Origin of the sequence: Janthinobacterium sp. FW305-129 (assembly GCF_020858115.1) — a bacterium.
Lineage (GTDB): Bacteria > Pseudomonadota > Gammaproteobacteria > Burkholderiales > Burkholderiaceae_D > Janthinobacterium.
Genome location: NZ_JACYMM010000001.1, coordinates 289,660 through 304,759 on the forward strand (window position 1 = coordinate 289,660; position 15,100 = coordinate 304,759).

Annotated in this window: 12 protein-coding genes; 2 read left to right on the plus strand and 10 right to left on the minus strand. The window is 65.4% G+C overall.

Going from position 1 to position 15,100, the window contains the following annotated elements:
• Positions 1-167 precede the first annotated feature (167 nt).
• A complete protein-coding gene (locus IGS61_RS01315) occupies positions 168-1,322 on the minus strand; it encodes an acyltransferase family protein (protein WP_230537672.1) in 1,155 nt (384 codons plus the stop codon).
• 263 nt (positions 1,323-1,585) lie between these two features.
• Here IGS61_RS01315 and IGS61_RS01320 point away from each other — a divergent pair, with 263 nt between their 5' ends.
• Positions 1,586-3,091, plus strand: coding sequence for a DASS family sodium-coupled anion symporter (locus IGS61_RS01320; RefSeq protein WP_230537673.1), 1,506 nt, complete (start codon positions 1,586-1,588; stop codon positions 3,089-3,091).
• Between the two features lie 9 nt (positions 3,092-3,100).
• Here the strand turns inward: IGS61_RS01320 and IGS61_RS01325 are convergent, their stop codons facing one another.
• The 8 genes from IGS61_RS01325 to IGS61_RS01360 form a co-directional block, all read right to left on the minus strand.
• On the minus strand, positions 3,101-3,748 hold the full coding sequence (locus IGS61_RS01325; protein WP_230537674.1) for a hypothetical protein: 648 nt from the start codon (positions 3,746-3,748) through the stop codon (positions 3,101-3,103).
• Positions 3,749-3,811: 63 nt separating this feature from the next.
• Positions 3,812-4,186, minus strand: coding sequence for a hypothetical protein (locus IGS61_RS01330; RefSeq protein WP_230537675.1), 375 nt, complete (start codon positions 4,184-4,186; stop codon positions 3,812-3,814).
• A 20-nt stretch (positions 4,187-4,206) separates the two neighbouring features.
• Positions 4,207-6,759: an EAL domain-containing protein gene (locus IGS61_RS01335; protein ID WP_230537676.1), complete on the minus strand. Its 2,553-nt coding sequence runs from the start codon at positions 6,757-6,759 to the stop codon at positions 4,207-4,209.
• Positions 6,756-9,998 carry an ATP-binding protein gene (locus tag IGS61_RS01340; RefSeq protein ID WP_230537677.1) on the minus strand — a complete coding sequence of 1,081 codons (3,243 nt, stop codon included), beginning with the start codon at positions 9,996-9,998 and terminating at the stop codon, positions 6,756-6,758. The genes IGS61_RS01335 and IGS61_RS01340 overlap by 4 nt, the downstream gene beginning before the upstream one ends.
• 28 nt (positions 9,999-10,026) lie before the next feature.
• Positions 10,027-11,184, minus strand: coding sequence for an ABC transporter substrate-binding protein (locus IGS61_RS01345; protein WP_230537678.1), 1,158 nt, complete (start codon positions 11,182-11,184; stop codon positions 10,027-10,029).
• Between the two features lie 124 nt (positions 11,185-11,308).
• A complete protein-coding gene (locus tag IGS61_RS01350; RefSeq protein WP_230537679.1) occupies positions 11,309-12,316 on the minus strand; it encodes an NADP-dependent oxidoreductase in 1,008 nt (335 codons plus the stop codon).
• Between the two features lie 33 nt (positions 12,317-12,349).
• The gene (locus IGS61_RS01355; RefSeq protein WP_230537680.1) at positions 12,350-13,159 is read right to left on the minus strand and encodes an oxidoreductase; all 810 of its coding nucleotides are present in this window, start codon (positions 13,157-13,159) and stop codon (positions 12,350-12,352) included.
• Between the two features lie 92 nt (positions 13,160-13,251).
• Entirely contained in the window at positions 13,252-13,878 is a 627-nt protein-coding gene (locus IGS61_RS01360) for a TetR/AcrR family transcriptional regulator (RefSeq protein ID WP_230537681.1), read from the minus strand.
• A gap of 84 nt (positions 13,879-13,962) precedes the next feature.
• On the opposite strand from IGS61_RS01360, the gene IGS61_RS01365 reads away from it, so the two are divergent.
• Entirely contained in the window at positions 13,963-14,349 is a 387-nt protein-coding gene (locus tag IGS61_RS01365) for a gamma-glutamylcyclotransferase family protein (RefSeq protein WP_230537682.1), read from the plus strand.
• A gap of 113 nt (positions 14,350-14,462) precedes the next feature.
• On the opposite strand, the gene IGS61_RS01370 is transcribed toward IGS61_RS01365, so the two are convergent.
• Entirely contained in the window at positions 14,463-14,867 is a 405-nt protein-coding gene (locus IGS61_RS01370) for a ribonuclease domain-containing protein (RefSeq protein ID WP_230537683.1), read from the minus strand.
• Positions 14,868-15,100 lie beyond the last annotated feature (233 nt).

Sequence of the window (15,100 nt, forward strand, 5' to 3'; positions counted from 1 at the left end):
AACCCTGTGTAGGCCCAGACGCTATTGTACTGGCCTCCACACGAAATTGTTACCGTCTATCGCCGCCAATGCTGCCGCACGCGGTGCCGACATTATAGTGCGAATGGCAAGGCGGGGCTGGAATTGGCCCCGAAACGGGCCGCGGGCATGCACTCTCTTGACCTGGCTCAGTTTTTTCGGGGCGCCGCGCCAGGGCTGCCGCCAGCGCATGCCGGCGCGGCCGTGGCGCGGCGCCCGAAGCGCCGTCGCAGGGCGGCATTCGCCGGGTTGGACACATGGCGGGCCACGAGGGCGGCCGCCAGCGCCGTCGCTGCCAGGAACAGCGCCAGCCACGGCAGCCGTTCCGCGTAGCCGAGGCCCGCCTTGTCGACCACGTTGCGCATGCCGGCCAGCACGATGATATGGAACAAGTACAGCTCATAGCTGTGACGTCCCAGCCATTGCAGCGGGCCGTGGCGGCCCTGGCCGGCCGCCGGGACCGCCGTGGCGCCCGCGATGAAGGCGGCGCTGGCCAGGGCGATTGCGCTGAAGCCGAAGACTTCATGGCCGCCGATGCCGCGCACATACAGAACCGCCAGGGCCAGGCCCGCGGTCCAGCGCAGGAACCGCCCGGCCCGCGCGCCCGGCTGCCAGTGTTGTGTCAGCAGGGCCGTCAGGCAGCCGATGGCGATGGCGTCGAAACAGGCAAGGTAGCCGTACATGAAGTCAATCTCGTTATCCGCGTGCAGGCTGCGGTACACGGGCCCGGCCACGATGGCGGCGCCGCACAGCAGCATGATCGCCTGGCGCCGGCGCAGGAAGCGGCACGACAGCGGCAGCAGCAGATAAAACATTTCCTCGACGGACAGCGACCAGTACACGTTCAGGCAGTAATTGAAGTAACCGGCGCTTTGCATCAGCACGTTGTGCCAGAAGGTCAGCACGGACGTGATGGCGATGACGAAATAGCTGGCTGGCAAGTCCTTGCCGCCGTCCGAGTTGGCAAAGAAGGGCACGTTCAGCACACCGAGCAGCACGATCAGGGACAGGGCCAGCAGCAGCGCCGGCAGCAGGCGGGCGACGCGATACAGATAGAACGCCGCCAGGTCGATGCGCGCCAGGTCGCCCCAGCGGTGCAGCGAAGTCGAGGTGATCAGGTAGCCGGAAATGACGAAAAACATGGTCACGCCGTAATTGCCCTGGTAGGCGGCGCGCAGCAGCCAGGCGGGCAGGATTTCAAGCGGGCTGTTCTTCAGGCCGTAGGCGAGGGCGAAGTGCAGCAGCAATACGCCCAGGATGGCGGCGCCGCGCAAGGCGTCGATATGGTGGTTGCGGGTAATCAATGGGTTCCTTGTCCGCCCGTCTGGCGACTAATGGGGCAATTATGTGACATATGTCGCTTGCCGGTCAACGATTTTACAGATAGTCGGTAGCGAACGCGGCAATGGGGCAGGGACGGCGCAGCCTTGCGTGTATGATATTGCCGAACAGAATTGTTGGGCATCTATCATCTTGCGGGCGCGGTTTTTCGTGCCTGCCAGCCCATGAATCTGCGTGCACGATTCCGGCCGCCACGATGCCCGACCCACAGCGAAAGGTCATAAAGATGTATAAAACAGTGCGCGACATGTTCCTGCATTTCAAGGAAGCCGTCCCCTTCCGCCTCGTCCCCGCCCTGATCTGCACCGCCTTGCTGGTCGGCATGTTATTGCTGCCGGCACCGGACGGCTTGACGCCCAAGGCCTGGGGCCTGGTGGCGATCTTCCTCACGACGATTCTGGCGATCATTTTAAAAGTGATGCCCATCGGCGTAATGGCGATGATGGCCATCGTCATCGTGTCTTTGTCGCAAGTGACGTCGACCTCGTCCAAGGGAGCCATCACGGATGCGCTCAGCAGTTTTTCGAATCCCCTGATCTGGCTGATCGTCGTGGCGATCCTGATTTCGCGCGGCCTCAAGAAAACGGGGCTGGGCAGCCGCATCGGTCTGCTCTTCATCTCGCTGCTGGGCAAGCGCACCATGGGCATCGGCTATGGCCTGGCGATTTGCGAACTGGTGCTGGCGCCCTTTACGCCAAGTAACACGGCGCGCGGCGGCGGCATCGTCCACCCCGTCATGAAATCGATCGCCAACGCCTTCGATTCGGATCCGGCCAAGGGCACTGAAAAGAAAGTGGGCACGTATCTGGCCCTCGTCAACTACCACGCCAACCCGATCACCTCGGCCATGTTCCTCACGGCCACGGCGCCGAACCCGCTGGTGGTCGATTTCGTGGCCAAGGCCAGCGGCCAGAGTTTCCACCTGACGTGGACCACCTGGGCCCTGTGCATGCTGCTGCCGGGCCTGGTTTGCCTGCTGCTGATGCCGCTGGTAATTTATTGGCTGTCGCCGCCGGAACTGAAAGCCACGCCGGACGCCGTCACCTACGCCAAGTCGGAACTGAAAAGCATGGGGCCGCTGTCGCCGCCGGAAAAAGTCATGCTGGGCACCTTCGGCTTGCTGCTCTTGCTGTGGGCCAACGTTCCCGCCATGCTGTTCGGCCCCGCGTTTTCGCTCGATGCAACGGTGGTCGCCTTTGTCGGCCTGTTCGTGCTGATCATCACGGGCACCATCGACTGGGACGACGTGCTGTCCGAAAAGAGCGCCTGGGACACCCTGGTGTGGTTCGGCGCGCTCGTCATGATGGCCGAGCAGCTGAACAAGACGGGCGTGATCGCCTGGTTTTCGGCCGGCATGAAGGCGGCCATCGTCGCCAGCGGCATGGACTGGCTGCCGATTGCCGGCGTGCTGGTACTGGTATTTGTCTTTTCGCATTACTTCTTTGCCAGCACGACGGCCCACATCAGCGCCATGCTGCTGGCCTTCCTGACGGTGGGCCTGCACCTGATCCCGGCCGAATACCACGTGCCATTCATGCTGATGATGACGGCCGGCTCGGCCATCATGATGACCCTGACCCACTACGCGACGGGTACCTCGCCCATCATCTTCGGCAGCGGCTTCGTGACGATGGGCAACTGGTGGCGGGTCGGTTTCATCATGTGCGTGGTGGAACTGCTGATCTTTGCGGTCGTCGGCACGACCTGGTGGAAGGTGCTCGGCTACTGGTAATACCGGTTGCTACAGCTGGCGCGCCAGCTGCCGCATGGCCGCCAGGCAGTGCGCCAGCTCGCCGCCGACGGCGCGCTTCCACAGCACGGCCGCCTGCGACCACGCCTGTTTCGCCAGCAAGTCCCTGAGCTGCGCCTGCAGATCGTCCGGCAAGCCGCCGAACCGGCGCAATTCAAGCGAGCGGGGCTGGCCGTGGCGGCCCGCCGGGTCCATTTCCTCCAGCGCGTCGTGCAGGCTGCCGTAGCGGTGCAGGGCGCCGCCGTCGTCGACGGCCGCCAGCGTCAGGTCCGGTGTTGCTTCCAGGTCGTAGCCCAGGTCGCGGCAAGGCTCGTCGATCAGCTGGGCAATATTGTAGATCGTCAACACCTGCGCCGAACGCACGACGTCCGTCAAGTCGTGCACGTCGACGCCCGCGTCCAGCAAACGCTGCAGGGCAGGGGCGTTGATGAAGGGGAAATCCGACTCGCCCAGGTCGCGCCAGCGTGCTATCCACTGCGGCTGCGGCAAGCTGTCGTCGACGACGTCGGCCCACAGGCCGCGCAGCAGCAACTGCTGCAGCAAGGGGCCATATTTCTTCTGTTCAATATCCTGCGCCAATGTATCGGCCTGTCCGGCATCGAAGCCGGCTTCCCGCAATCGCCCGGTGATCGTTGTCATTCTCCGCCGCCTGCCTTTCCCTGTGAGTGTGTACAGGCGGTATCATATAGGCAAGCACCGCCGTCACGGCAACCGCCCGCGCACGACTTCCAGCAGGTAGGCGCGCGCCGCAGTCCGGTCCATGCCTTTTTCTTGCAACAGCGGCAATAATTGTTCGAACAGCCGGCGCCGCTGCCGGGACGCCTCGGACGTGTCGCGCCGGTCCGAAAAGAAATCCATCAGGGTCGAGCCGCACAGGCAATTGCGGTAGACCTCGACGATGGCGACGTTGTTGTCATCGAAACTTTGTTTCAGCCCCGAGACATCCTGCCGCATCGATTGCGTCTGCCCGATGAACTCATCCGCCGTGGCGAAGACGCGGCCGCAGCAGGCGCAATGCTTGGGAAAGGCCGCTTCTGCCAGGGCGCGCAAGCCTGCGAAGAACAGTTGCTCCTGCATCATGGCTCCTGGCGGCGCGCCTAGGCGGCGCGGTTGCTGATCTGGACGACACGCGGCCCCATCGGCGGCCCCAGCGGCGGCCGCTGCACGCCCGATTCGAAGCGCAGGAAGGCTTCCTGCAAATGCTCCTTCAGCAAGGTTTCGTCCCAGGGCTTGGTGATGAACTTGTACACGGAGCCTTCGTTGATGGCGGCCGTCACCGAATGCAATTCAGGATAGCCGGACAGCATCACGCGCACGATTTCCGGATAGATGCCCTTGATGCGGCGCAAGAGTTCGTTGCCGGACATGCCAGGCATGCGCGCATCCGTGAGGATCACGCCCACCGCGTTGGAGGCGACCAGTTCCAGCGCTTCCTGCGGATTGGTGGTGCTGAGTATCTGGTAGCCTTCCTTGCGCAGCGAGCGGCGCAGCGCGGACAGCATATGCTCTTCGTCGTCGACCAGCAGCAGCACGCGCTGCGGCACTTCCGCGTGGCAATTGTCGGGCGGCAAATGGGTACCCGCATACAGCAGCTTGTCCATCTCGGCGCCCGGCAGGGGGCGGCTGAAGTAATAGCCTTGCATGGCGTCGCAGTGATTGGTATTGAGAAATGCCAATTGTCCTTCCGTTTCCACGCCCTCGGCCACCGTGCGCATGTTGAGCGACTTGGCCATGGCGATGATGGAGCGGGTCAGCGAAGCGCCGTCCTCGCTGTCGGTCACGTCGCGGATGAACGACTGGTCGATCTTCACCACGTCGATGGGGAATTGCTTGAGATAGGACAAGCTGGAATAGCCGGTGCCGAAGTCGTCCAGCGCCAGGGTGACGCCGATTTCCTTCAACTGTTCCAGCGCCCGCACCACCAGGTCGCGGTTTTGCATCAGCACGCTCTCGGTCAGCTCCAGCTCCAGGCAGTCGGCCGGCACGCCGCTGTCGGCCAGCACTTCGCGCACCAGTTGCGGCATGTCGACCTGGCGGAACTGGCGCGCCGAGACGTTGACGGCCATCGTCAGGTGCGTAAAGCCGTAGGCATGCCAGACGCCGAGCTGGGCGCAGGCCGTGCGCAGCACCCATTCGCCGATGGCAATGATCATGCCCGCTTCTTCGGCCAGGGGAATGAAGCGGTCCGGCGGCACCATGCCGATGCCGGGCCGGCGCCAGCGCAGCAGCGCTTCCATGCCATAGACTTTCCCACTGACCAGGTTGACCTTGGGCTGGTAGTGCAATTCCAGCTCGCCCTGCGCCAGCGCCTGGTGCAAGGCGTGTTCGATCTCGGCCCGCTCTTCCACCAGCACGCCCATCTTGTGATTGTAGAACTGGTAAGCGTTGCGGCCCTTGTCCTTGGCGCTGTAGAGGGCCGCGTCGGCCGTCTTCAACAGGATGTCGCCGCTGTCGCCGTCGGAGGGAAACAGGCTGGCGCCGATACTGGTGCTGACGTGCAAGGTATGTTCGCCCAGCACAAACGGCTCGGCAAACACGGCCAGCACCTTTTTGGCGATGTCTTCGGCCGTGTCGCTATCGGGCAAGTCCGTCAGCAGGATGACGAACTCGTCGCCGCCCTGGCGGGCCACCGTGTCGCCTTCGCGCACCGCGTGCTGCAGCCGCCGCGCCACTTCCTGCAGCAGGGCATCGCCCACGGGGTGGCCATAGCTGTCGTTGACGAACTTGAAACGGTCGAGGTCCAGCATCAGGGTCGCCAGGTGCAGCCGGGTGCGGCGGGCGTGGGCGATGGCCTGGCCGATGCGGTCGTTCAGCAGCTGGCGGTTGGGCAAGTCCGTCAGCGCATCGTGGTTGGCCAGGTATTCGATGCGCCATTCCTGCAGCTTGCGTTCCGTGATGTCCTGCACCGTGCCGCGCATCAGCAGCACCTGCCGGCCTTGGCGCACGGCCTCGGCCTGGTGGAAGACGATGCACTCGCCGCCGCCCGGCTGCAGCACCTTGTGTTCCAGGCTGTAGCCGGTGCCGCTGGCATGCAGTTCCATGAAGGCGTCGAGCAGCAGGGGCCGCTGGTCTTCCGGCAGGCATTGCAGCAGGCGCTCGAAGCTGGTGGGGCCGGAATCGGCATCGAGGCCCAGGATGCGCAACAGTTCCGGCGACCAGTAGCCGTCGCCGTCGGCGAGCCGGTACTCCCAGTTGCCCAGGCGGGCCAGCGCCTGCGCGTGGCTGAGGCTTTCCTGGATGCGGCTCAACTCGGTGAGCGCGCTGCTGGCGCGCAGCAGGTAGCGCAGCCGGTGCGCCAGCAGCCGCCATTGCATCGGCTTGGAGATAAAGTCGCTGGCGCCCGCTTCCAGCGCCTGTTTGATGGAGTCATCGTCGTCGTTGCCGGTAAGAACGACAATGGGCACGTGCGCGCCGCCGGGCAGCCGGCGCAGCTGGGCGCAGCATTCGAAGCCGCTCATGCCGGGCATGGCGACGTCGAGCAGGACCAGGTCGGGCACGCCGCGCTGGAAGGCGGCCAGCGCATCGAGGCCGCTGGCCGCTTCCTCGATGCGGAAGCCTTCCGGCTCCAGCGCTTCGGTCACCAGGAGGCGCGTCATGGCGTCGTCATCGACCACCAGGATCAGGGCGTGCGGAGGGAGTGCGGTATTCATAGGGCTTCCTTTTCAAGGGCCAGGGCGGCGAGGACACGGTCGAGTTCTTGCTGGATGCCGCGGATATGGCGCAGCGCGCTGCCGACGTCGTTGCTGCGCGCGTATTGTTCGATTTCACGGCAAGTGGCGGACAAGCCCAGCGCGCCAACGTTGGCGCAGCTGGACTTGAAGGTATGCGCCGCCAGCTGCAGGGCCGCGGCATCGCTGGCCCCGGCGGCCATTTCCAGCTGCCCCAGCAGGCGCGGGGCGTCGCTGTAGAACAGGTCGATGATGCGGCCCAGCACGTCGGGACGGCCCGGGCGCCGCATGGCGCGCAGGTTTTGCAGGGCGGCCGCGTCGAGGATAGGGCTTGCATCGCTCGCCGCCGCCGGCTCCGCCTGGGCCGGGTCGACTTCCTCCGCCGTCTCCGCTGCCGCCGGTACGGAAGATGCGGGGCGCCAGCGGGCCAGCACGGCCAGCAGGGCGGCGCGCGTGTACGGCTTGGCGAGGTAGTCGTCCATGCCCGCGTCCAGGCACAGTTCGCGGTCGCCCAGGATGGCATTGGCCGTCAGGGCAATGATGGGCGTGCGGCTGCGGCCTTGCTCGCTTTCCATGCGGCGCAGGCGCCGCGTCGCCTCGAAGCCGTCCATTTCCGGCATCTGGCAATCCATCAGGATCACATCGAACGGGTAGCGCTCCCACAGGGCCAGCGCGCGCCGGCCGTTGTCGGCCGGCGTGGCCTGGTAAGCGGTATCTTCCAGCATGGCCAGGGCGATTTCCTGATTGATCGCGTTGTCTTCCACCAGCAGCATGCGCAGCGGCGCCGGCGCTGCGCCAGCGCCGTCCGGCGCGGCGGGCAGGGCGGGCTTCATCGGCGCCGCCGGCGCGTCCCCGGGCGCCACCGCGCCCACGACGACGGTGACGGCGAAGCTGGAGCCCTGGCCCGCCACGGATTCGAGCACGATATTGCCGCCCATCATTTCCGCCAGTTGCTTGATGATGGCCAGGCCCAGCCCCGTGCCGCCGTATTTGCGCGAGGTGGTGCTGTCGGCCTGGCGGAAGGGCTGGAAGACGGCCGCCGCCGCTTCCGGCGTCATGCCGATGCCCGTGTCGCGCACTTCCAGCCGGAGCTGGCCGGCGGCGGAGCAGCTGACGTCGATGGCAATTTCGCCCCGTTCCGTGAACTTGGTGGCGTTATTGAGCAGGTTGGTGAGGATCTGGCGCAGGCGCACGGGGTCGCCGCGCACGTGCTGCGGCACGTCGGGCGCGATGCGGCAGGTAAATGCGATGGCCTTGCGTTCGATGCCGTTGGCAAACAGCGCCACCACGTCGTCGATCACCTGGCGCAGGTCGAAGGGGATGTGTTCGAGCACCAGCTTGCCTGCCTCGATCTTGGAAAAATCGAGGATGTCGTCGATGATGCTGAGCAGGCTTTCGCCCGAGCGGTGCACCGTGTGCACGAAACGCTGCTGCGTGGGACTCAGTTCCGTGCGCTGCAGCAGTTCCGTCATGCCCAGCACGCCATTCATCGGCGTGCGGATTTCGTGGCTCATCTTGGCCAGGAACTCGGATTTCGCCCGGTTGGCGGCATCGGCCTCGGCCTTGGCCTGCGTCAGCGCCAGGTCGCGCTGTTCCACGTGTTCAAGCATACCGTTGAAGCCCATGATCAGCTGCCCCAGTTCATCGCTGCCGTGCTGCGCCACGCGCACCGACAGCGCCTTGCCGTCGCGGATATGCGCGATGGCGTAGGACAGGCGCGCCAGCGGCCTGGCGATCGACGCGCTGATCAGGCCCGTGATGGCCACGCAGGCCAGCAGCAGGACCAGCGCGATGCCGAGGATCAGCATGAAGGCATGCCGCACGCCATCGCGCACCTTGGCCACCGCCTCCTGCTGCTGCCCCGTGATGCGCGCCACCTGCTGCGCGGAATAGGCGGCCTGTTCGCGCTCGAAGGCACGCACATGGTCGATCACGTCGTTCAGCGCCGTCTGGCTGTCGAGCACGCTGCCCTTGGCCTGCACCAGCCGCCGTCCCGAGCGCTCCACTGCGTCCAGGTAGGTGTTGACGGTCCGCGTTTCGGCCAGCAAGCCCAGCTGGCCTATGCTTTGCAGCAAGGTCTGCATGGTCGCCATGTCGCGGTGCAGGGCGCTGATGCGCCGGTCGATATCGCGGCCCAGGCGCGCGACGTCGGCGGCGGCCGTGGCCAGCATGACTTCGCCCACGTCGATGCTGATGGCGTCGACGGCCAGGTTGATTTCGCCGCTGGCATCCTCAATGCGGGCCGAGGTGTGCATGTAGCGGCCGGCCTCGGCCAGCCGGTCGCGTCCGATGGCCAGCTGCAGTTCGATGGGGTCGAGCTCCTCGGCCAGGCGCAGGTGGGCAGTGGCCAGGGCGGCGCTGGTTTGCTCCTTGAGGACAAGATAGGCGGCCTGCCGCGCCGCGCCGGCGCCGCCTTCGGCCAGCAGCCCGGCGCGCAGGGCCAGCAAGCCGGCGGCGGGATCGAGCATCTGGCGCGCCGTGGCCAGCAGTTTCGCCCGCAGCGCCAGCTGGGACGGGCTGATGTCGCGCTCGCTGGTGCCCGCCAGGTGCGCGACGGCCGCCGTCAGCCGCTCGCGCAGGGGGGCGATGCGGAAACGGTTTTTCACGGCTTCCGTTTCGGCCAGCGCAATCTGCATGTCGTGGATGCTCTTGCGCAAATCCGTCAGGTAGCGGGCATTCTGGTTCAGGCGTTGGCTTTGCAGCTGCACCTCGGCGGCCGTGGCCTGGGCCTGGCTGTCGATCAGGCGGATCTTGCCGCGCGCGCCCTTGGCGGCGGCCTTGATCTGCGCCAGCACTTGCCGCATCTCCGTCGCCTGCGCCTTGTAATAGGCCTCGTTTTCCAGGCGCTTGCGCACGGCGACGCGCATGCGCTGGAATTCCCGCTCGAAGGCCGCGTGGTAGCGCGGCGCCTGCGATTCGCCATGGCGCCGCAAATCGTCGCTGAGGCGCTCGGCGGCCTGGATATTGGCGCCGATCTTGTTCGACACCTGCTCCAGCTGCGCCAGGTCTTCCGCCTTGCCCAGCTCGAAAAAGTCCGAGGCCATGTCTTGCACGGTATAGCGCAGGCGCAACACGTCCGTGTACAGCGGCACCGTCTCGTCGGTCAAACCGTGGACATGGGTTTCGATGCCTTTCACCAGCAGCAGGCCGGCCGCCGCCATGGCCGCCACGCCCGCCAGCAGGACGCTGGTACTGATGATGAGCTTGGTCCTGATTTTCATGCCGGGTTCCAGGGCAGGGGGGCGCGCATCACTTCGCGGCAGGCGCCAGGTCCGCCGGGACGATCCTGCCGTCGGCGATGCGGGTCAGGAAAACGGCCGTCGACGCCTGGTGGTCGCCGGGTTGCAGCGTCACCTGCAAGCCGCCCAGATCGAGCCGGTCGAACGTTTCGAAACTCTGGATCAGGCGCTCGCGCGTGAGGCCCGCGCCCGCGCGGCGCAGCGCCGCCACCATCAGGGTGGCCGAGATGCAGCCTTCGAAACTGACGAAAGACAGCCTGGCCGCCGGCACGTGCCGGGCCAGCAGCGCGGCGCAGTCGGCGGCAATCGGCAGCGTGCGGTCCTCCGGCAGGGGCACCACTTGCGAAATCACAATGTTGTTGCCTTCCGTGCCCAGCAGCTGCAGCAGGCTGTCGGTGCCGACGAAGGAGACGGTGGCCAGCGCCGCCTTCAGCCCGGCCTGCCTTGCCTCGCGCACGAAGGCGGCCACCGGCGTGTAGGGACCGGCCATGACCACCGCCTGCAGGTCGTGGCCGATCAGGGCCGCCAGGCCCGCCTTGACGGCCGTCGTGCCGCGCTGGAACGAGCCCTTGGCAACGAGTTCCATGCCGCGCCGCTGCAGGGCGCGCACCGTGCCGTCGAGCACGGCATTGCCGAAACCGTCGTCCTGGTACAGCACGCCGAAGCGCTGGATGCCCCGGCTGGTGAAATACTGCACCAGGGCATCGGACTCATCGTCGTAACTGGCGCGGAAGTTGATAATTTCATGCACCACGGGGCGGCGCAGGGTCATCGCGCCCGTAAATGCGCCCACCAGCGGCACCTTCATTTCCTCGATGATCGGGATGACGGCGTTGGTGGTGGGCGTGCCCACGTTGCCGAACAGGGCGAATACCTGTTTTTCCTCGACCAGCCGGAGCGTTTCGCTGATGGCGCGGTCCGGATCATAGCCATCGTCGGCCACCACCAGCTCGATGCTGCGGCCGTGGATGCCGCCGCCCCGGTTCGCTTCCTGGAACACGGCCGTCGCGCCGTCGAGCATGGCCCGCCCCAGTCCCGAGGCGGCGCCCGTCTGTGCGTTGACCATGCCGAGCCGGATGTGCGTATCGGTCACGCCCGGTTCGGCGGCATGGCCGGAGCCGGCGGCGAGGGCGATAGCGAACCAGCAGCATTCCCGGAAACAGCGCATGAGCTACCTTTATTGAAGTTGACAGGTATCAATAGGTAAAGGGTTGACAACGAGTATGGCCGAAATTGCCAACGCAAAACTCACACATAATCACGGCGCCCCACGCCATTGCGGCGCAGCGCGTTCAAGGCACGGGCAGCCGCACCACCACCTTGCCCCGTGCGCGGCCCTGCGCCAGGTAGGCCAGCGCCTGTTTCGCCTCAATAAAAGTAAACACCTTGTCGATGACGGGGCGAATGGTGCCCGCGTCGAGCAGGGCGGCGATCTGCGCCAGCTGGCCGCCGTCGGGACGCACGAAGTGGAAGGCGTAGCTGGCGCCGCGCCGCCGCGCCTGACCGATGATCTTGCGGCTGAGTAAACCGAACACCAGTTTCAGCACCATGTGCATGCCGCGCGCGCGGGCGAAGGCGGCGTCCGGCGGGCCGACCAGCGAGACGACGCGGCTGCCAGGCTTGACGATGCGCAAGGCCTTTTCCAGGCCGTCGCCGCGCACCGTGCCCAGCACGGCGTCGTAATCGCGCAGCACTTCCTCGAACGGTTGTTTCTTGTAATCGACCACCTCGTCGGCGCCCAGGCCGCGCACCAGTTCCACGTTGGCCGTGCTGGTGGTCGTGCCCACGCGGGCGCCCAGGTGCCTGGCCAGCTGGATGGCAAACGTGCCGATGCCGCCGGAACCGGCCGGGATGAACACTTTCTGGCCAGGCCGCAGCCGCATGCGCTCGTGCATGGCTTGCCACGCCGTCAAGCCCACCATCGGTATCGACGCCGCCTGCACGAAATCGAGGCTGGCCGGTTTCAGGGCGGCCGCCTGTTCCGGCACGACGGCAAATTCGGCCACGCTGCCATGCGGCGTGTCGAAAATACTCGCATACACGGCGTCGCCCGCTTTAAAACGCGTGACGCCGCTGCCGACTTCCATCACCACGCCGGCCAGGTCGCTGCCCAGGGTGGCCGGCAAGCGCATTTTCAAGATCGGCTTGAAGTCGCCCCTGGGGATCAGGTAATCGATGGGATTGAGGCCCACGGCGTGCACGCGCACCAGCAGTTCGCCGGGGCCGGGCGCGGGGCGGGGCAGGTCGGCAAACGCCACGTGATCGAGGCCGCCGTATTGTTTGAGTTGCAATGCTCGCATGATGTTCTCTTCGGATAGTGAAAGGCGCGGCGCTCAGGCCAGGCGCAGGTCCTTGCGCAAGCCCGCGTCCATCAGCGCAGCGGGCAGGAAGCGGCGCATCAGGCGCAGGCGTGCCGCCAGCGGCCCGGCCGTGTAGCGCAATTTCGGCCGGCTTGCCCGGGCCGCCGCCAGGACGGTATCGGCCACGACGCCAGGGCCATCGGCGCCGGCCATCAGCGTTTGCAGCCGGCGCGTGACGTCCGCGCGCACTTGCCGGTAGGCGGACAGCGGGCTATCGGGCGCCAGCAGATTGGCTTCGAACGTGGTTTTCGTATAGGCCGGTTCGATGACGCTGGCGCGGATGCCCCAGCCCCGTATTTCGTGATCGAGCGATTCCGTGTAGCCCTCGATGGCGTGCTTGGTGGCGGCATACAGCGCGCCGTAGGGCATGGGCAGGAAGCCCACGACGGAACCGATATTGAGGATGCGCCCGCCGCCCTGGGCCCGCATGTGCGGCAGCACGGCCAGGGTCATGCGCACGACGCCATGGAAATTCGTGTCGAAGATGGCTTGCGCCTGCGCCATGCTGCTTTCCTCGGCGCCCGCCGGCGCCACGCCGAAGCCGGCGTTGTTCACCAGCAGGTCGATGCGGCCTTCGCGCCGTATTACCTCGGCCACGGCGGCAGCGACCGAGGCATCGCTGGTGACATCGAGCGCCAGCATCGCATGGCCGGATGCGGCCGCCTGGTCGCCGCGGCGGCTGGTGCCGTACACCGTGTAGCCCGCTTGCGCCAGGCCTTGGGCCGAGGCGGCGCCGATGCCGGACGAGGCGCCGGTGACCAGGGCAATCTTCTTGTTGTTCATGGCAGTTCCTTCACTGGTGGAGAGTACAAAATATGATGATCGTCATATTGTAGTTTGAAAAAAAAGCCCGGGGCGAACCCGGGCCATGGGCGTTACGGCTGATTTGCATCTTGAAACTGCGCCAGGGTGGCCGCGCACAGGGCGTCCGACAGGGCCGGCTCGTCGACGGCGCGCGCCAGGATGGTGGTGCCGATCATGGCGCACACCGTCGCCATCGCTTGCGCGTGCGCTTCGGGCTGGCCCCAGTTCGGCAACTGGCGCGCGAACAGGTCGATCATTTCCTTGATGTGGATGGTGGCGGCGCGCCGCACCTCGGGCGCTTGGCGCGGCATTTCCGAACCCAGCGCCGACACGGGGCAGCCTACCTCGATGGCGGCGATGTGTTCGGGCGACAGGTAGGCGGCCAGCATGGCTTGCAGGGCCTGGCCGGGCGGGGCGCTGGCGGCCACCCTGGCCGCCAGCGCCACCGCTTCGGCGCCAGCGCGGTCGCCCGCTTCGGCCAGCAGCGCGTCGCGCGAGGCGAAATGCGCATAGAAGCCGCCGTGCGTCAGGCCCGCTTCCTTCATGATGTCGGCCACGCCCGTGCCCGCATAGCCGCTGCGGCGGATGGCGCGCGTGGCCACCTCGACGATGCGTTCGTGGGTGGCTTCCTTGCGGCTGTGCGCCGGGGATTTCTTGTCAGATGATTGGTTGGATGAGTTCTGCATGATGGTCATCATATCGCAGTTTTCAAAACCGCGCAGGGCCTGTGCCGGCAAAAGGCGCTACGATAGACGCTATCGACATGCGACCAGGAGCGACAGATGGCAACTATTCAAATGGCAACTATTCCAGCGGCAGCGACGGAACACCTGTTTTCCTACGGCACCTTGCAGCAGCCCGAGGTGCAACTGGCCACCTTCGGCCGATTGCTCGACAGCCGGCCCGACCGCTTGCCCGGCTACCGTCTGGCATTGCTGGCCATCGACGATGCGCAGGTGGTGGCGACCAGCGGCAAGACGCATCATCCGATCGCCTCGCGCAGCACGATTCCGACGGATGGCGTGCCGGGCGCCGTGCTGACCGTCTCGCTGGAGGAATTGCGGCAGGCGGACGGCTACGAGGTGGCCGATTACCGGCGCGAGCGCGTCACTCTGGCGTCGGGCATGCAAGCCTGGGCCTATGTGGATGCGCGCGATGCGCCGCGGTGAGGCAGTGCAGGGGGGAGATCATGCAGGCAGTCGAATGGCTCGACTTTAATGCGCCGGAGAATCAAGCGGCAGCCGCTATTTTTCCGGCGCCGCCTGATTTTTAAATCAACAGATTAGCTTTTCAGGCTGCAGAAGGAAGCATAGTGGTCCTGCGTGTAATAGCGTTCCACCAGCTTGCGTTTACCCGCCGGTGTTTGCACGAGCAATACGGCGCGATGCGATCCGGCCCCGCCATCGCCGCCGATACCCAGATAGTATTCATAATAAACCTCGTCCTTGCCGGCGGCGGGAAGGCGGCCTTCATTGTTATTGAAGACGGTATTGCCCGCACCACCGGCCACCGCGCTCGCCTTCGCATTGCGGTAGGCGTCATATTCGCTGTTTTTCGGGGTGGGCAGGGTTTTGCTCGGTTCCCGTTTGCCGCAGTCGGGGATTTTCGCCGCATAGGCATGGGACGATAACAGGGCGCCTGCCACAATAAGACCCAGCGACCAGATTGTTGTGCGTTGAGCGTTCATCGATAAACTTTCGTTAGTGGTGCATGCAATGGAAATAGTTTGTGATACAGCCAGTGTCCGGCGAACGGCAGCATCGCCGCAATATCGAATATAGTTAAATTTTTGAAAATATTACTATCCAATTGTCACATGCTGAAAAATATTTTCATTTCCGCTTGCTAGAAACTGGACGGGAGCGGAGCGAATGGTAAAACAGGTGGCATGGAAAATGCGGAGAAAAATAAATAAGGTGC